Consider the following 16,990-nt stretch of genomic DNA (forward strand, 5'->3'; position numbering starts at 1 on the left):
AAAAATTATTCAGGAGATCCTACTGATGCTTCTTCTTCATTGTTTGAAGTGATATTGAAGGAATCGTTTGGTTGAAGATCATCTTCATCTTCACTGTCACGTAATTCAATTTCTTCATCATTGATTGTTAGCATCTTGACATCTAACCCTAAAGATTGAAGTTCTTTAATTAATACTTTGAAAGATTCAGGGACGCCTGGTTCAGGAACACTTTCACCTTTTACGATAGCTTCGTAAGTTTTCACACGACCTACAACGTCATCAGATTTAACAGTTAAGATTTCTTGAAGTGTATATGCAGAACCATATGCTTCAAGAGCCCAAACTTCCATTTCACCAAAACGTTGTCCACCAAATTGTGCTTTACCACCAAGAGGTTGTTGTGTAACTAATGAATAAGGTCCTGTTGAACGAGCGTGAAGTTTATCATCAACCATGTGTGCAAGTTTGATCATATACATAACACCAACTGATACACGGTTATCAAAAGGTTCACCTGTACGTCCATCATAAAGGATTGTTTTACCGTCACGATTCATGCCGGCTTCCTCCATTGTTTTCCATACATCTTCATCAGTAGCACCATCAAAAACAGGAGTTGCCATATGGACACCTAAGTAACGGGCAGCCATACCTAAGTGCAATTCAAGCACTTGTCCAATATTCATACGAGACGGTACACCTAATGGATTTAACATGATATCTACTGGAGTACCATCAGGAAGGAACGGCATATCTTCTTCAGGTAAGATACGAGAGATTACCCCTTTGTTACCATGACGGCCGGCCATTTTATCCCCAACGCGAATTTTACGTTTTTGAACAATGTAGACACGTACCATTTGGTTAACGCCTGGTGATAATTCATCGCCATCTTCACGGTTGAAGACTTTGACATCTAGAACGATACCGCCAGCACCGTGAGGAACACGTAATGAAGTATCACGAACTTCACGTGCTTTTTCTCCGAAGATAGCATGCAATAAACGTTCTTCTGCTGTTAGTTCTGTTACACCTTTAGGCGTTACTTTACCAACTAAGATATCGCCATCATTTACTTCTGCACCGATTCGGATAATACCACGTTCATCAAGATTACGTAATGCTTCTTCACCGACATTTGGAATATCACGAGTGATTTCTTCAGGTCCGAGTTTCGTATCACGTGCTTCTGATTCGTATTCTTCAATATGAACAGAAGTATAAACATCATTTTTCACAAGACGTTCATTCATGATTACAGCATCTTCATAGTTATAACCATTCCAAGTCATGAATGCCACGACTACGTTACGACCTAGCGCTAATTCTCCGCATTCCATTGAAGGACCATCAGCAAGAATATCACGAGGTTTAACACGTTCGCCAACTTTCACTAATGGACGTTGGTTGTAACTTGTACCTTGGTTAGAACGTACAAATTTTTGTAGTTTATATTTTGTTAAATCACCTTTAACTTCTTTACCATCGATTTCTTCGATACGACGTACGTGGATTGAACGTGCTTCAACATGTTCAACAATACCTGCATATTTTGCAACTACTGCTGCACCAGAGTCACGAGCATCAACGTGTTCCATACCAGTACCAACGAAAGGAGCCTCTGGGTTTAGCAAAGGAACAGCTTGACGTTGCATGTTAGCACCCATTAGAGCACGGTTTGAGTCATCGTTTTCTAAGAATGGAATACATGCTGTCGCTGCTGATACTACTTGTTTTGGAGATACGTCCATGTAGTCAACAGTGTCACGTTTGAATGTTGAGTTATCACCACGGAAACGGCCATAAACTTCGTCTTCCGTAAATGTACCATCTGGATTCAATATTGAGTTTGCTTGAGCTACAACGTAATTATCCTCTTCATCAGCAGTTAAATAATCAATTCGCTCAGTAACGCTACCTGTTTCAGGATCCACACGACGATAAGGTGTTTCAATGAATCCGAATTTGTTTACTTTAGCATAACTTGAAAGTGAGTTAATCAAACCAATGTTTGGACCTTCAGGTGTTTCGATTGGACACATGCGGCCATAGTGAGAATAGTGAACGTCACGTACTTCGAAACCAGCACGTTCACGTGTTAAACCACCAGGTCCTAGAGCTGATAGACGACGTTTGTGAGTCAATTCAGCTAATGGGTTCGTTTGGTCCATGAATTGTGATAATTGAGAGCTACCAAAGAATTCTTTAATAGCCGCAATTACTGGACGGATGTTAATCAATTGTTGTGGCACGATGGACGCTGTGTCGTTAATAGACATACGTTCACGTACGACACGTTCCATACGAGATAAACCAATGCGGAATTGGTTTTGTAGAAGTTCACCTACAGAACGTAGACGACGGTTACCTAAGTGGTCGATATCGTCTGTATCGCCTACACCGTATAGCAAGTTAAAGAAATAAGATACTGAAGCTATAACATCAGCAGGAGTGATATGTTTCACTTCTTCTTCAATATAAGCATTACTTATTACTTTAATTTCTTTTTGTGATTCATCATTTGGAGCATAGATTTTAATCTCTTGAATTTGGATGTCGCCTTCTAATACGCCACCGACTTTAGAAACAGTTTTGAAGCCAACACCGTTTTCTAAATAAGGGATTAAACGATCTAATACGCGGCGGTCAATCAATGTACCAGCTTCAACTAAAATTTCGCCTGTTTCAGGATCTGCTAAAGTTTCGGCAATAGTTTGATTGAATAGACGGTTTTTAATGTGAAGCTTTTTGTTCATTTTGTATCGACCAACGCTTGCTAAATCATAACGTTTTGGATCAAAGAAACGTGAATATAACAGGTTTTTTGCACTTTCTACTGTTGGCGGTTCACCAGGACGTAGACGTTCATAAATTTCTAATAGTGCTTTTTCTGTACTATCAGTATTATCCTTTTCCAATGTGTTACGTAAATACTCATTATCACCGACTAGTTCGATGATTTCTTGGTCTGATGCGAAGCCAAGTGCACGTAAAAGTACAGTTATTGGTAGTTTACGTGTACGGTCAATACGAACATAGACAACATCTTTTGCGTCTGTTTCGTATTCTAGCCAAGCACCACGGTTAGGAATGACTGTAGCGCCAAAACCTTTTTTACCGTTTTTATCTGTTTTATCGTGATAGTATACACTTGGTGATCTTACTAATTGTGAAACAATAACACGTTCCGCGCCGTTGATAATGAAAGTACCAGTTTCAGTCATAAGTGGGAAGTCACCCATGAATACTTCTTGTTCTTTCACTTCTTCTGTTTCTTTGTTAAGCAGACGTACTTTCACACGTAATGGTGCTGCATAAGTTACGTCACGTTGTTTACATTCATCGACATCATATTTCGGTTCTCCGAGACTGTAGTCGACAAATTCAAGTGATAGATTTCCTGTGAAGTCTTCAATTGGCGAAATGTCACGGAACATTTCACGCAAGCCTTCTTCTAGAAACCATTCGTTAGATGCAGTTTGAATCTCAATTAGATTTGGAAGTTCAAGCACCTCTTTAATACGCGCAAAACTTCTACGCTGGCGGTGTTGTCCGTATTGAACTAGTTGACCTGTCAACTTATTCACCCCTCAATAAAGCGATAATAGGTCTTTCAGAAACCATACAAATGTTGTATGATAACGAAAGACAAAAAGAAAACGAGTTCGTTTTTGAGCTCATTTTCGGTTAACCAAAGTTAAACCCAAAAGCCCCTGCTATTTACATTTTCAGTCAATAGGCAAACGCCTTCAGATTAATATTTTTGCATTTTATTATATTATCACAGCGTTTTTGTCAAGTCAATCTATAAGTTTTGACAAACTTATTTTTTTGCTTTGATAATCCAATACCCTTTTTTCTTTTCTACAACTTTCACTTCAGAAAATGCCTCTTCTAAATGCGCTACTGTTGATGGTGCACCTTGTTTTTTTTGAATTACAACCCACAATTCACCTGAAACCACTAGTTTTTTGTAAGCTTCGTCATAGAATCTGAAAATAGTATCCTTTCCTGCACGAATGGGTGGATTTGTCAAAACAACAGCGACTTGTTCTTCTTGAACGGCTGAAAGTGCATCACTCTCATAAATCTGCACATTTTGGACCCCGTTCAATTGAGCGTTTTTCTTAGCTAAATTAATTGCTCTCTCATTGACATCCATCATATGAATTATACGATCTGGATAACTTTTTGCAATTGACAATCCAATCGGTCCATATCCACAACCTACATCTAGAATACAACCTTCAATAGCTGGCATCTCAAAACTATCAATTAGTACACGGGAACCAAAATCTACTTCGCTTTTACTAAAGACTCCTGCATCTGTTTCAAAAACAAATGAAAATCCTCGAAGATTAAAATTCCATCTACGTGGGCTACTTTCTACTTGAGGCTTGTTTGAATAATAGTGTTCTGACAAGAGTAAAGCCCTCCATCATCTATAGATAAAGAAAAAGCCCGTCAAGAATTGACGAGCTTTTTAGAATCAATCAGTAGAAATTATTTAACTTCTACAGATGCGCCAACTTCTTCAAGTTTAGCTTTGATTTCTTCAGCTTCTTCTTTAGAAGCACCTTCTTTAAGAGCTTTAGGAGCGTTATCTACAACTTCTTTAGCTTCTTTAAGACCTAAACCAGTGATTTCACGAACCACTTTGATTACTTTAATTTTTTGATCGCCAGCAGAATTTAAAACAACATCAAATTCTGTTTTTTCTTCTGCAGCTGCAGCAGCGCCACCAGCAACTGCTACAGGAGCAGCAGCAGTAACACCGAATTCTTCTTCGATTGCTTTTACTAAATCATTTAATTCAAGAACTGTCATAGCTTTTACAGCTTCTAAGATTTGCTCATTGTTCATTATATTTTCCTCCTATACGGAATGTAAGTTTTTTAGTTTGGCATTTTAGCCAGGAAGTTTAGGCTACCCTAAATTTTAGGCACCTTGTTCTTCTTTTTGTTCTGCAACAGCTTTTGTTACAAGAGCTAAATTGCGCATTGGAGCTTGAAGTACAGATAATAGCATAGATAGTAAACCTTCGCGAGAAGGAAGTTCTGCCAATGCTTTAACTTCTTCAACGCTAGCATAAGCGCCTTCGATAAGACCAGCTTTAATTTCAAGTTGTTCATTTGCTTTTGCGAAGTCATTGATAATTCTTGCAGGAGCAACTACATCTTCGTTTGAAAATGCGATTGCGTTTGGACCAGTAAGAATTTCGTTAAGTTCTTCATGACCAGCTTCTACAGTAGCGCGGCGAACTAAAGTATTTTTGAATACTTTGAATTCTACACCAGCTTCACGTAATTGTTTACGTAGTTCAGTAACTTGAGCTACTGTTAGGCCACGGTAGTCAACTACAACTACAGATGCTGCACTTTTAAACTTGTCAGCAATTTCTTGAACAACAGCTTGTTTAGCTTCAACTGCTTTGTTCATCTTGACACCTCCTATAAGAATGGGTCATTTATACCGACAAAAGAAAAGCCTCTTGCCACAGTAGACAAGAGGCGGAATTTCATCATCTTAAGTAAGAGTCTGAGTTCCTTTGCCCTAGGTAGGATGATTAAGCGAATATGTCGCCCCTACGGTCTACGGTACAAATGGATGATTCACAACGGTATTAATAATATCAAATTATTATCACAGTGTCAATCAAAATTATTTTGCTGCAGAAAGTGGATCAACTTTGATAGATGGTCCCATTGTAGTAGTTACATGTAATGATTTAATGTAAGTACCTTTTGCTGCTGCAGGTTTTGCTTTAACGATTACATCAACAATTGTTGCAAAGTTTTCAGCTAATTTGTCAGCTTCGAATGAAACTTTACCAATTGGAGCGTGAACGATACCAGCTTTGTCAGCGCGGTATTCAACTTTACCTGCTTTGATTTCGTTTACTGCTTTAGTTACATCGAAAGTAACTGTACCAGTTTTAGGGTTTGGCATTAAACCTTTAGGTCCTAATACACGACCAAGTTTACCAACTTCACCCATCATATCTGGAGTTGCAACGATTACATCAAAGTCAAACCAACCTTGTTGGATTTTTTGGATATATTCTGCATCGCCTACGTAATCAGCGCCAGCTGCTTCAGCTTCTTTAATTTTTTCGCCTTTAGCGAAAACTAAAACGCGTTGAGTTTTACCAGTACCGTTTGGAAGTACAACTGCTCCACGGATTTGTTGGTCATTTTTACGAGTATCGATGTTTAAGTTAAATGCTATTTCAACTGTTGCGTCAAAGTTAACAGTGCTTGTTTTTTTAGCAAGTTCAGTTGCTTCAGCGATTGTGTATTGATGGTCACGATCAACTAATTTAGCAGCTTCTTGCAATTTTTTACCTTTTTTAGCCATTATATATTTCCTCCTTGATTGTGGTTGTAACGGATTAAACCTCCCACGAATAAAGGCTGCGAGTTTCAAATATCGCTATAAGAAACAAACGCAACCTCCAAAAACAATACTTTATCAAGTAATGGGATTAGTCTTCGATCACAATACCCATGCTACGCGCAGTACCTTCTACCATTGACATAGCAGCTTCTACTGATGCTGCATTTAAGTCTGGCATTTTAGTTTCAGCGATTTCACGTACTTTATCACGTTTCACTGTAGCTACTTTTTTACGGTTTGGTTCACCAGAACCTGATTTAATACCAGCTGCTACTTTAAGTAACACTGCTGCCGGTGGAGTTTTTGTAATGAAAGTGAATGAACGATCTTCAAATACAGAAATCTCAACTGGAATAATTAAACCTGCTTGGTCCGCAGTACGAGCGTTGAATTCTTTACAGAATCCCATGATGTTAACACCTGCTTGACCCAATGCAGGACCTACTGGTGGCGCTGGATTTGCTTTACCAGCTGGGATTTGAAGTTTTACAACTTTAACAACTTTTTTAGCCACGAGACACACCTCCTTAAGTCCGTGATGTGGTAAATGGGTTTCCCCTCCCACTCAATATCTGTCTGTCGGCTTAATCCGATAACATTAAAAATTACTATGTCATAATAAGGGTAAATCACCACAGTATGACCTATGAAATGATAACACTTTTTAAATTACAAGGCAAGTATCTTATGATTAAACTTTTAAAACTTGATCAAAATCTAGTTCCATTTTTGTTTCACGACCAAACATATCAACTGTTACATTGATTTTGCCTTTATCAGAGATAATTTCGTTAACAATCCCTTGGAAATGAGCAAAAGGTCCTTCAAGCACTTCAACTAAGTCACCTTCACTAAAGTCTAAGTCAACATTTTCTTCATTTCCACCCATTTGTTGTAGAATTGCTTCTACTTCTTCTGGTAATAATGGCGTTGGTTTAACCCCACCACCTGAAGAACCGATGAATCCAGTAACACCTGGTGTGTTACGAACAACATACCAAGCATCATCTGTCATTATTAGTTCTACTAGAACATAGCCAGGGAATGTTTTACGCATATATGTCTTTTTCTTACCATCTTTAATTTCAGTTTCTTGTTCTTCCGGAATGATGACACGGAAGATTTTATCTTGCATGCCCATTGTTTCAACACGTTTTTCTAGGTTTGCTTTTACTTTGTTTTCATAACCTGAATAAGTATGAACAACATACCAATTTTTCTCCATATTAGATAGGACTGTTTGTCCTTCCCTCCCTTTCTAAAGGCAAAATGAAAAAACCCGTTACATTACACGGGCAATTTCAACATATTAACATTATTAAATCATAACTCTAAGTACCAGCGCAATAATTTAGAAACGCCTAAATCGACTACCATGAAAAACGCTGCCATAATTACTAGCGTTGAAATAACAATTACTGTGTATTTTGTTAATTCTTTTCGCTTCGGCCAACTAGTTTTTCTCATTTCTGATAGAACGCCGCGGAAAAATTCGCCTAACTTACCCATCCAACCAAACCTCCGAAAATAATTATATATACATAACGAATTGTATTATTTAGTTTGTTTATGTAATGTATGTTCATTACAATGCGAACAATATTTTCTAAATTCCATTCTCTTTGAACTGTTCTTAGTTGCGGGTACATGATAATTTCTAGCTCCGCATTTCTCACAGCTTAGTGCGACTTTTTGTGTCATTATATCACCTATTCTAAAGCCTAACACCTATTAATAGCACTGTCAACTAACCATTCTAGTACTATCAAACTGTTATTCTACTTCTAGATGACGTTCTAATTTCCGTTTTATTCGTTGTAATGCGTTATCAATTGATTTCACATGCCGATCTAACCTTGCAGAAATTTCTTGATAAGAACATCCTTCTAAATAAAGTGCCAATACTTGACGCTCTAAATCACTTAATACTTCACCGATTTTTTCTTCTAGATGATTAAATTCTTCACGATGTATCATTAGTTTTTCGGGATCATCGATTGTTTCACCTGTTAGCATATCCATTAAAGTTTTTGCAGATTCTTCTTCAAATACAGGTTTATCTAATGAAATATATGAGTTGAGCGGAATATGTTTTTGCCTAGTTGCTGTTTTGATAGCCGTAATAATTTGACGTTTAATGCAAAGTTCTGCAAATGCTTTGAAAGAAGCTAATTTATCACCTTTAAAATCTCGAATAGCTTTATATAATCCAATCATACCTTCTTGCACAATATCTTCTTTATCCGCACCAATTAAAAAATACGATTTTACTTTTAAGCGAACAAATGGCTTGTATTTGCTAATTAGAAAATCCAATGCATCTGTATCAGCATTTCGGGCCATTTCAACTAATTGTTCATCTGTAAAATCTTCAAATTGATGCTGTTTTACTTGTAAATGATCACTTGTTAACAAAGTAGTCACCCCGATTGCGCTAGCCTATTTAGAAACAGTATAACTGAATTGGAAAATACCAGTCAATCCGTCATTTTATTTCCTCTGCGCATTTGTTCGAATTTTTCCAATATTTCATCTGGTAATTGAATCTTAGAACTGGGTTTTTGAACTTGGATATTCTTCACATTTTGAGAAATCTGATTGCGCACATTTTGCATTTCAATTTCAAATTCACGCGCTGATTTTCGCAAAGCCCCATTTCCAAATATGACACTTTGCTCTGCCATATCTGAAGTAGCTACGTATATTTTGTTTCGCTTTGTTGTCAGTTCGGCTGTTAGCTTTTCTATTCGATCATCAGCAGTTTCTTTTGCCCTTGTATAGATGATTTCAACATCATGTTGTTTCACCTTATGTTCAATGCCTGGAACGAGATACGCATCAAAAACAACGATGACGCGCATTCCCGAATAGGCTTGATAGTCCGCCAATAACTCTATCAGTCGATCTCTCGCATCTATTAGCTTATGTTCTTTTAAAACTTGTAGTTCTTTCCATGCACCAATAATGTTGTAACCATCAACCAAGAGTATATTCATAAGCGGTCACCTTAGACTTCTTGGCGTTTACGGAACACTTCATACATCAATAACGATGCGGCCACTGAAGCATTTAACGAGGTAACATGACCAACCATTGGCAGATTGTAAAGGAAGTCGCATTTTTCTTTAAGAATACGGCTCATTCCTCGACCCTCACTACCAATAATAACCGCTATTGGTAAAGTTGCATCCATTTTGCGATAATCGACTGAACCCAAAGCATCTGTACCTGCAATCCAAACGCCATGTTCTTTTAACTCATCAACTGTTTGTGATAAATTATTTACTCTTACTGTTGGAATGTATTCAATAGCTCCTGTGGAGGCTTTTGCCACCACGGCCGTTAAACTAACTGAACGACGTTTAGGAATAATAATCCCGTGAGCTCCAACCGCATCCGCTGTTCGCATAATGGAACCTAAATTATGGGGATCCTCTAACTCATCTAAAATGATAAAGAATGGATCTTCCCCGCGTTCCTTTGCTACTGTAAAAAGGTCCTCAAGTTCTGCATAATTATAGGCAGCTACCGAAGCAACAATTCCTTGATGATTCTCAGAAGATAACTGGTCTACCTTTTTCTTTGGTACGAATTGTACGATGATACCACGTTCTTTAGCTAAACTAATCAATTCATTGATTCCACTTTTTTTAACGCCTTCAGCTATCCAAATTTTATTGATATCCCTTGTAGAACGAAGTGCCTCTAAAATTGGATTTTTCCCAGCAATTATCTCTTTCTGTTGTTCTGTCATTTTTTAGACACCTCTTCCTTATTCTCAACTACATCAATTGCATATTGGATGATCGCATCTACACGTTCACTCTGCCCAGTTAAATATAAAAATCCTAAAACAGCTTCAAAAGCAGAACTATAATTGTACGTTTGAACATCCGTATTCTTTGGAACAGAACCAGACTTTGCATTACGGCCCCGTTTCAAAATAGCCATTTCTTCTTCTGTAAAATAATCTTCATCTATCATTTGGTGAATGACATTTGATTGTGCTTTCGCAGAAACATAATGCGTTGCTTCGCGGTGAAGGATATTTGGTTTCACACGCCCTGCTCTTAGTAAATGCTCACGAATAGCAATTTCTAAAACAGCATCTCCCATATAAGCTAAAGCCAGTGCATTTAATTGTTTTACATCTGCGTTGCGAAGTTCTCCCACTTCTTTAACCTCGTTTCCATCTAACGCCTTGACGTGTATCTTCTAAAATAATATTCATATCTTTTAGTTGATCACGAATTTCATCGGCGCGTTTAAAATCTCGATCTTTTCTTGCTTGTTGACGTTCTTCAATTAACGCATCGATTTCTTCGTCTAATAATTCCTCTTTCACTTCAAGTACAATACCCAGTGCATTTGAGAGTTCTCTTAATGTATCGATAAATGCAGTTAAAATTTCTTCGTTCGTATTTGATTCATTCAAATATTTATTTGCTTCTGCTGATAGACTGAATAGCGCAGCAATAGCATTTGCACTATTAAAATCATCATCCATTGCAGTTTCAAAGTTATGACGTTCTTGATTAATTGCATCTAACCATGATTGTTCTTTTTCAGCTAAATTAGCTGTCGCAGTTAGACGATGCTTTAAGTTTCCATAAGACGTTCTGATACGTTCTAAACCTGCAGCTGCAGCTTCTACTAAATCTTGTGCAAAGTTAATCGGATGACGATAATGAACAGATAACATGAAGAAACGTAAAACTTGCGGATCAATTTGCTGAATTATATCATGCACTAAAATAAAATTCCCTAATGATTTAGACATTTTCTCATTATTGATATTAATATAACCATTATGCATCCAATAACGTGCAAAGGTTTTACCTGTATATGCTTCAGATTGAGCGATTTCATTTTCATGGTGAGGGAATGTTAAATCTTGACCTCCTGCATGAATATCAATAGTATCGCCAAAATGATTATGCACCATTACAGAACATTCAATATGCCACCCCGGACGTCCATCTCCCCATGGGCTGTGCCAGAAAATTTCACCTGGTTTTGCTGCTTTCCAGAGTGCAAAATCTAAGGCATCCTCTTTCTTTTCCCCAGCTTCAATACGAGCTCCAATTTTCAAATCATCTACTGATTGATGTGACAATTTGCCGTATTCTTTAAATTTTCGAGTTCTATAATACACATCTCCTTGAGATTCGTAAGCATATCCCTTCTCGATTAGAACACTTATGAACTCAATAATTTCATCCATATGTTCTGTTACACGTGGATGTGCGTCAGCCTTTTGGCAACCAAGTGCTGTTATATCTTCAAAATAGGCATTGATAAAACGCTCTGTTAGTTCTGAAACTTCTTCCCCTAACTCATTAGCCGCTTTAATAATTTTATCATCTACATCTGTAAAGTTTGATACATAGGTAACATCATAACCACGGTATGTTAGATATCGACGCACAGTATCATATACAATAACAGGACGTGAATTCCCTATATGAATGTAGTTATAAACAGTCGGACCGCAAACATACATTTTGACCTTACCTTCTTCAAGGGGTACGAACGGCTCCTTTTCACGTGTTAATGAGTTAAATATTTGAATACTCATTGGGAATTATCTCTCCTTTTTGCTTTCTTCCTCAACTTCTCTACATAATTCATTAATTCTAACTTCTAGTTGGTGGATATGATCTTCTACAGGGTCAGGAATATTTTGGTGGTCTAGTTTTTGTTCATGATTCACACGAATACCATCTTGTATAACGACTTTCCCTGGAATACCTACAACTGTCGCATTCGGCGGAACTGGTTTTAATACAACTGAGCCAGCACCTATTTTGCTATTCTCACCAACTGTAATAGAACCAAGTACTTTTGCGCCGGTAGCAACTAAAACATTGTCTTCTAATGTTGGATGTCGCTTGCCTTTTTCTTTCCCTGTACCACCCAATGTTACACCTTGATATAGTGTAACATCGTTTCCAATTTCACAAGTTTCCCCAACTACAACTCCCATTCCATGGTCAATAAAAAAACGACGGCCGATTTTTGCACCTGGGTGAATTTCTATACCTGTAAAAAACCGACTAATTTGTGATATAGCTCTCGCAAGAAAATAAAATTTACGTTTATAAAAAGCATGTGCAATTCTGTGTGACCATATAGCATGTAATCCTGAATAAGTTAATACAACTTCTAATGTACTACGAGCAGCTGGATCATTTTCAAAAATAGTAGCAATATCTTCTTTCAATCTCTTAAACATTGAAATTCCCCCTTTTTAAAATCTTCATTTCTTATTCTTTATTTCTTAACACAATACTTTAGAAACAAAAAGACCAAGTCAAATCTTCTTTCACTCTTGCAGATTTGAACACCGCACTAGTTTTAATCATTCCTTAGAAAGGTTTTGATTTAAATAAAAAGGCGCCCCTGTCTTATTTAAAAGACAGAGACGCCGTATATGCGCGGTTCCACTCTGGTTGGAAGCATTTATAACACTTCCCGCTTGAATGTCTTTAACGGTGACGAACCGGCTAAGTTTACTTGTTAAAGCGTCTATTTTGCAATCCGCTTTTAGAACTTTTAACTTAGCACTCTGAGGTGCATTTCTGCTTTACATTGGCCCAGGACCACTTTCAGCCGGTGATGGTCCTCTCTTTGGAGCGTGTGCCGCATACTTCTCCTCTTCAACGCTTTTTCATCATTTGTAAGCTTTATTGTACACTGAAGTAGAAAAAAAGCAAACAATATTATTTTATAAATTTTGTAATGCGATTAAGAACTGTTTCTTTACCAAGTATTGCAAGTGAGTCGTTAAGTTCTGGGCCATGCATTTCGCCAGTTGTAGCAATACGAATTGGCATGAATAAGTTTTTCCCTTTGTGGCCAGTTTCTTTTTGAACAGCTTTAATCGCCTTTTTAATTTCTGCTGGTTCAAATTCTTCTAAGCTTTCGACTTGTGCTTTAAACGCAGCCATTACTTCTGGTACTTGTTCTCCTGCTAATACTTCTTTTTCTTCATCATTATATGCAATTTCATCTGTAAAGAACATATGAGATAATTCAACAATTTCAGCACCATAGCTCATTTGTTCATGATAAAGACCAATTAATTTTGAAGCCCAATCATGTTGTTCTTCGGTTAATTCTTGAGGAAGTAATCCTTCTTTTTGTAAGAAAGGAAGAGAAAGCTCCACTACTTCTTCATGAGATAATTTTTTCATGTATTGGTTGTTCATCCATTTTAATTTGTTTGTGTCATACATTGACGGAGATTTAGAAAGACGTTTTTCATCAAACTGAGCAATTAACTCATCCATTGTGAAAATTTCTTCTTCACCTTCTGGAGACCAACCAAGTAATGCTAAGAAGTTTAGCATTGCTTCGGGTAAATAGCCAAGATCTTTGTATTGAGAAATGAATTGAATAATAGATTCATCACGTTTTGAAAGTTTTTTATGATTTTCGTTTACAATTAATGTCATGTGACCGAAACGAGGTGCTTCCCATCCATATGCACGGTAAACCATTAATTGTTTTGGTGTGTTTGATAAATGTTCTTCACCACGGAATACATGTGTCATTTCCATCAAGTGATCATCAAGTACAACCGCAAAGTTGTATGTTGGAATTCCATTTGCTTTCACGATTACCCAGTCACCAACGTCTTTAGACTCAAACGTTACTTCACCACGGATTAAATCGTCGAATGTGTATGTTTCATTTTCTGGCACTTTGAAACGGATTGTGTAAGGCATGCCAGCTGCTTCTTTTTCAGCTACTTCCTCAGCTGATAAATGGCGGCAAGCTCCATTATACATTGGTGCTGCAACGCCGTTTGCGCGTTGAGCTTCGCGTTCAGCTTCTAATTCTTCTGACGTACAGAAACATTTGTAAGCCATACCCATATCGATTAATTTGTTTGCATATTCTTTATAAATATCTAAACGTTCCATTTGACGGTAAGGAGCGTAAGGACCGCCAATAACTGGAGATTCTACTGGATGGATTCCTAACCAAGCTAGATTTTCGATTTGTGATGCTTCGCCATCCTCAATGTTACGAGCTACATCTGTATCTTCAATACGAAGAATGAAATCTCCGTCATTATGTTTTGCATATAAGAAATTGAATAGTGCTGTACGTGCGCCACCAATGTGTAAATGTCCTGTTGGGCTTGGTGCATAACGAACACGAACTTTGTTAGTCATGGTTTATATCCTCCTATTTATTGTTCAAAAAATTCAACTTTGTCCATTTTACCACTGCTAGTATAAAATTTAAAGAAAGTCAATTTTTAATAAGCAAAATTGTTGCCATTGAGGCAATTCCCTCTTCACGACCAGTAAAGCCTAACTTTTCTGTAGTTGTTGCTTTTACGTTCACTTGATCGGGTTCTGCATGTAAAAGTTCTGCAATACGATTGCGCATTTGTTCAATATATGGAGCTAATTTTGGTCGTTGCGCCATAATTGTACAATCAACATTTCCTAAAGAGTAGCCTTTATTCTCGACTAACTCCCAAATATACGCTAATAGTTTTGCTGAATCTGCGTCTTTAAACTCTGGATCTGTGTCGGGAAAATGACGACCAATATCGCCTTCTCCGATTGCACCAAGCGCTGCGTCTGTTACGGCATGTAATAATACATCTGCATCTGAATGACCAACTAGCCCCTTCTCATGGGGAATTTCAATACCTCCAATGATTAATGGGCGTCCTGTTGCAAATGCATGTACATCAAACCCTTGTCCTACTCGAAACATAGTTATCCTCCTATACGTTTACTTAAGATAGCTTCACCAAATACTAAGTCCTCTTTAGTAGTTATTTTAACGTTTTCATAGCTACTTTCAACTACATATACAGATTGTCCTAATCGTTCTACTAACATAGCTTCATCGGTACCTAAAAATTCATCTTCTTCAGCTAGTTGCTCTGCACTTTTTAACACTTGGAACTCAAATGCTTGTGGAGTTTGAATCATCCATAAACTTGAGCGATCTACTGTTTCCTCAATTATTCCATCTTTTACACGTTTCATTGTATCTTTTGCCCTTACTCCCGCAATAGCTGCGCCCTTGTATTGCGCTACTTCAACCAATTTATGAATAATAGGTATGGTTATAAAAGGACGAGCTGCATCATGTACTAATACAATCTTGCCATCTTCTATTTTTTTCACACAAGCATTTACACTATATTGGCGTTCTGCACCACCTTCTGGTAATGCTTTTACTTTTGTAATATTGTATTTTGCTAAAAGTTCTTCAATATATGGGCGTTCATCAGGTTTTACAGCAAGCCATATTCCTTTACAAGCTTCATCCTGCTGGAAAACTTCAAGAGTATGTATAAGTATGGGTTTTCTTTGCAACTCTAAAAACAATTTATTGACTCCTGCAGCCATTCGCTTTCCACTACCCGCCGCTGGTAATATAACATCATATTGCATAGGCTTCACTTCCCAATCAATGAAAAGGACAAGGCTTATAAACTCACCCTGCCACTTTTCGTATTTTATATTATGCTGTTCTTCCATTTTGTTTTGGTTTTGCGAAAATCATACGACCAGCAGATGTTTGTAATACACTTGTTACTGTCACAACTATAGCTTGACCAATATATGACTTCCCTTCTTCTACAACAATCATGGTCCCATCATCTAGATAAGCTACACCTTGGTTATGTTCTTTACCATCTTTAATCACAACAACATTCATTTCTTCGCCTGGTATAACAACCGGTTTTACCGCATTTGCCAAATCGTTAATATTAAGCACCATGACATTATGCAAATCACATACTTTATTTAGATTAAAGTCATTTGTTAAAATTTGTCCACCCATTTTTTTCGCTAGGCGCACTAATTTCAAATCTACTTCTTGTACATCTTCAAAGTCAACTTCAGTAATTAACACCTGTGACGCTCTTTCATCTTGCAGTTTTCTTAAAATATCTAAACCACGTCTACCCCTTGTACGTTTTAAGGTATCTGATGAGTCCGCAATATGTTGTAATTCCGTTAAAACAAATTGAGGTACTACTAAAACCCCTTCTATAAATCCAGTCTCAGAAATATCTGCAATACGTCCGTCGATAATTACACTTGTATCTAAAAGCTTATACATCGACCCTGGAACTTCAGGCTCTTCAACTGATTTTTTCTTTGAGCCATTTGAAAGTGATTTACCTGATGTAAAGACATTGATTAATTCATCACGCTTTTTAAAACCTACTTGGAACCCAAGATATCCTAATACAATTGACAATAGTATTGGCAAAATAGTTGTAATAACAGGTATTCGTATATTATCAATTGCAAATCCAATGAAATATGCAAGAATTAATCCAATAATCAAACCTAAAGTACCAAACAATAAATCGCCCACAGGAGCCTTTAATAATTTTTCTTCCATCCACCGGATAAATTTAACAAAATAATCTGATAGTAAAAATGAAAAACCGAATAAAATTAAAGCTCCAATTCCGACAGAAGTATACGGATTATTTAACCATGGGTTTGAAGATAAATGTATCAATTCGTATAATGGCGGTAATATAAATAAACCCAAAGTTCCACCGATAAAAAGAAATGCAATCTGAATCAAACGTTTTAACATTTTTACACCTCCTCAT

19 protein-coding genes and 2 other annotated features are annotated in these 16,990 nt (G+C 37.2%); all 19 genes read right to left on the minus strand.

Annotated elements, in window-relative coordinates:
* Positions 1 to 5: 5 nt before the first annotated feature.
* The 19 genes from rpoB to ACWV26_RS19450 all read right to left on the minus strand — a co-directional run bounded on the left by rpoB (position 6) and on the right by ACWV26_RS19450 (position 16,974).
* Complete coding sequence (rpoB, locus tag ACWV26_RS19360; RefSeq protein WP_455896284.1) at positions 6 to 3,569, minus strand: DNA-directed RNA polymerase subunit beta; 3,564 nt, start codon at positions 3,567 to 3,569, stop codon at positions 6 to 8.
* Between the two features lie 236 nt (positions 3,570 to 3,805).
* Positions 3,806 to 4,405, minus strand: coding sequence for a class I SAM-dependent methyltransferase (locus ACWV26_RS19365; RefSeq protein WP_455896285.1), 600 nt, complete (start codon positions 4,403 to 4,405; stop codon positions 3,806 to 3,808).
* Between the two features lie 80 nt (positions 4,406 to 4,485).
* Positions 4,486 to 4,845, minus strand: coding sequence for a 50S ribosomal protein L7/L12 (rplL, locus tag ACWV26_RS19370; protein WP_455896286.1), 360 nt, complete (start codon positions 4,843 to 4,845; stop codon positions 4,486 to 4,488).
* A 75-nt stretch (positions 4,846 to 4,920) separates the two neighbouring features.
* The gene (rplJ, locus tag ACWV26_RS19375; protein WP_455896287.1) at positions 4,921 to 5,421 is read right to left on the minus strand and encodes a 50S ribosomal protein L10; all 501 of its coding nucleotides are present in this window, start codon (positions 5,419 to 5,421) and stop codon (positions 4,921 to 4,923) included.
* Positions 5,422 to 5,453: 32 nt separating this feature from the next.
* Positions 5,454 to 5,598 (minus strand) — a sequence feature (ribosomal protein L10 leader region).
* Positions 5,599 to 5,643: 45 nt separating this feature from the next.
* Positions 5,644 to 6,339, minus strand: coding sequence for a 50S ribosomal protein L1 (rplA, locus tag ACWV26_RS19380; protein WP_455896288.1), 696 nt, complete (start codon positions 6,337 to 6,339; stop codon positions 5,644 to 5,646).
* Positions 6,340 to 6,466: 127 nt separating this feature from the next.
* On the minus strand, positions 6,467 to 6,892 hold the full coding sequence (rplK, locus tag ACWV26_RS19385) for a 50S ribosomal protein L11 (protein WP_146013888.1): 426 nt from the start codon (positions 6,890 to 6,892) through the stop codon (positions 6,467 to 6,469).
* Between the two features lie 177 nt (positions 6,893 to 7,069).
* The gene (gene nusG / locus ACWV26_RS19390; RefSeq protein ID WP_455896289.1) at positions 7,070 to 7,603 is read right to left on the minus strand and encodes a transcription termination/antitermination protein NusG; all 534 of its coding nucleotides are present in this window, start codon (positions 7,601 to 7,603) and stop codon (positions 7,070 to 7,072) included.
* Positions 7,604 to 7,701: 98 nt separating this feature from the next.
* Positions 7,702 to 7,887 carry a preprotein translocase subunit SecE gene (gene secE / locus ACWV26_RS19395; RefSeq protein WP_455896290.1) on the minus strand — a complete coding sequence of 62 codons (186 nt, stop codon included), beginning with the start codon at positions 7,885 to 7,887 and terminating at the stop codon, positions 7,702 to 7,704.
* A gap of 45 nt (positions 7,888 to 7,932) precedes the next feature.
* Positions 7,933 to 8,079: a 50S ribosomal protein L33 gene (gene rpmG / locus ACWV26_RS19400; RefSeq protein WP_455896291.1), complete on the minus strand. Its 147-nt coding sequence runs from the start codon at positions 8,077 to 8,079 to the stop codon at positions 7,933 to 7,935.
* A gap of 72 nt (positions 8,080 to 8,151) precedes the next feature.
* Positions 8,152 to 8,793: an RNA polymerase sporulation sigma factor SigH gene (gene sigH / locus ACWV26_RS19405; RefSeq protein WP_455896292.1), complete on the minus strand. Its 642-nt coding sequence runs from the start codon at positions 8,791 to 8,793 to the stop codon at positions 8,152 to 8,154.
* A 62-nt stretch (positions 8,794 to 8,855) separates the two neighbouring features.
* Positions 8,856 to 9,374 (minus strand): NYN domain-containing protein, encoded by a 519-nt coding sequence (locus tag ACWV26_RS19410; RefSeq protein ID WP_455896293.1) that lies wholly within the window; start codon positions 9,372 to 9,374, stop codon positions 8,856 to 8,858.
* A gap of 11 nt (positions 9,375 to 9,385) precedes the next feature.
* On the minus strand, positions 9,386 to 10,132 hold the full coding sequence (gene rlmB / locus ACWV26_RS19415; RefSeq protein WP_455896294.1) for a 23S rRNA (guanosine(2251)-2'-O)-methyltransferase RlmB: 747 nt from the start codon (positions 10,130 to 10,132) through the stop codon (positions 9,386 to 9,388).
* A complete protein-coding gene (locus ACWV26_RS19420; RefSeq protein WP_455896295.1) occupies positions 10,129 to 10,551 on the minus strand; it encodes a Mini-ribonuclease 3 in 423 nt (140 codons plus the stop codon). The genes rlmB and ACWV26_RS19420 overlap by 4 nt, the downstream gene beginning before the upstream one ends.
* 4 nt (positions 10,552 to 10,555) lie before the next feature.
* Complete coding sequence (cysS, locus tag ACWV26_RS19425) at positions 10,556 to 11,956, minus strand: cysteine--tRNA ligase (RefSeq protein WP_455896296.1); 1,401 nt, start codon at positions 11,954 to 11,956, stop codon at positions 10,556 to 10,558.
* Between the two features lie 6 nt (positions 11,957 to 11,962).
* The gene (gene cysE, locus ACWV26_RS19430) at positions 11,963 to 12,613 is read right to left on the minus strand and encodes a serine O-acetyltransferase (RefSeq protein ID WP_455896297.1); all 651 of its coding nucleotides are present in this window, start codon (positions 12,611 to 12,613) and stop codon (positions 11,963 to 11,965) included.
* Positions 12,614 to 12,795: 182 nt separating this feature from the next.
* Positions 12,796 to 13,050, minus strand: a binding site (T-box leader).
* Between the two features lie 50 nt (positions 13,051 to 13,100).
* Positions 13,101 to 14,561, minus strand: coding sequence for a glutamate--tRNA ligase (gene gltX, locus ACWV26_RS19435; protein ID WP_455896298.1), 1,461 nt, complete (start codon positions 14,559 to 14,561; stop codon positions 13,101 to 13,103).
* Between the two features lie 79 nt (positions 14,562 to 14,640).
* Positions 14,641 to 15,117, minus strand: coding sequence for a 2-C-methyl-D-erythritol 2,4-cyclodiphosphate synthase (gene ispF / locus ACWV26_RS19440; protein ID WP_455896299.1), 477 nt, complete (start codon positions 15,115 to 15,117; stop codon positions 14,641 to 14,643).
* Positions 15,118 to 15,119: 2 nt separating this feature from the next.
* Positions 15,120 to 15,806 carry a 2-C-methyl-D-erythritol 4-phosphate cytidylyltransferase gene (ispD, locus tag ACWV26_RS19445; RefSeq protein ID WP_455896300.1) on the minus strand — a complete coding sequence of 229 codons (687 nt, stop codon included), beginning with the start codon at positions 15,804 to 15,806 and terminating at the stop codon, positions 15,120 to 15,122.
* 70 nt (positions 15,807 to 15,876) lie between these two features.
* Positions 15,877 to 16,974, minus strand: coding sequence for a PIN domain-containing protein (locus tag ACWV26_RS19450; RefSeq protein WP_455896301.1), 1,098 nt, complete (start codon positions 16,972 to 16,974; stop codon positions 15,877 to 15,879).
* Between the last annotated feature and the right edge of the window lie 16 nt (positions 16,975 to 16,990).

This window comes from Rummeliibacillus sp. JY-2-4R, assembly GCF_053847205.1.

Bases quoted from the DNA above. Each gene is read 5' to 3' on its own strand.
- rplL (WP_455896286.1), bottom strand. From the start codon at position 4,845: ATGAACAATGAGCAAATCTTAGAAGCTGTAAAAGCTATGACAGTTCTT.
- rplJ (WP_455896287.1), bottom strand. From the start codon at position 5,421: ATGAACAAAGCAGTTGAAGCTAAACAAGCTGTTGTTCAAGAAATTGCT.
- rplA (WP_455896288.1), bottom strand. From the start codon at position 6,339: ATGGCTAAAAAAGGTAAAAAATTGCAAGAAGCTGCTAAATTAGTTGAT.
- nusG (WP_455896289.1), bottom strand. From the start codon at position 7,603: ATGGAGAAAAATTGGTATGTTGTTCATACTTATTCAGGTTATGAAAAC.
- secE (WP_455896290.1), bottom strand. From the start codon at position 7,887: ATGGGTAAGTTAGGCGAATTTTTCCGCGGCGTTCTATCAGAAATGAGA.
- rpmG (WP_455896291.1), bottom strand. From the start codon at position 8,079: ATGACACAAAAAGTCGCACTAAGCTGTGAGAAATGCGGAGCTAGAAAT.
- ACWV26_RS19410 (WP_455896293.1), bottom strand. From the start codon at position 9,374: ATGAATATACTCTTGGTTGATGGTTACAACATTATTGGTGCATGGAAA.
- rlmB (WP_455896294.1), bottom strand. From the start codon at position 10,132: ATGACAGAACAACAGAAAGAGATAATTGCTGGGAAAAATCCAATTTTA.
- cysS (WP_455896296.1), bottom strand. From the start codon at position 11,956: ATGAGTATTCAAATATTTAACTCATTAACACGTGAAAAGGAGCCGTTC.
- cysE (WP_455896297.1), bottom strand. From the start codon at position 12,613: ATGTTTAAGAGATTGAAAGAAGATATTGCTACTATTTTTGAAAATGAT.
- gltX (WP_455896298.1), bottom strand. From the start codon at position 14,561: ATGACTAACAAAGTTCGTGTTCGTTATGCACCAAGCCCAACAGGACAT.
- ispF (WP_455896299.1), bottom strand. From the start codon at position 15,117: ATGTTTCGAGTAGGACAAGGGTTTGATGTACATGCATTTGCAACAGGA.
- ispD (WP_455896300.1), bottom strand. From the start codon at position 15,806: ATGCAATATGATGTTATATTACCAGCGGCGGGTAGTGGAAAGCGAATG.
- ACWV26_RS19450 (WP_455896301.1), bottom strand. From the start codon at position 16,974: ATGTTAAAACGTTTGATTCAGATTGCATTTCTTTTTATCGGTGGAACT.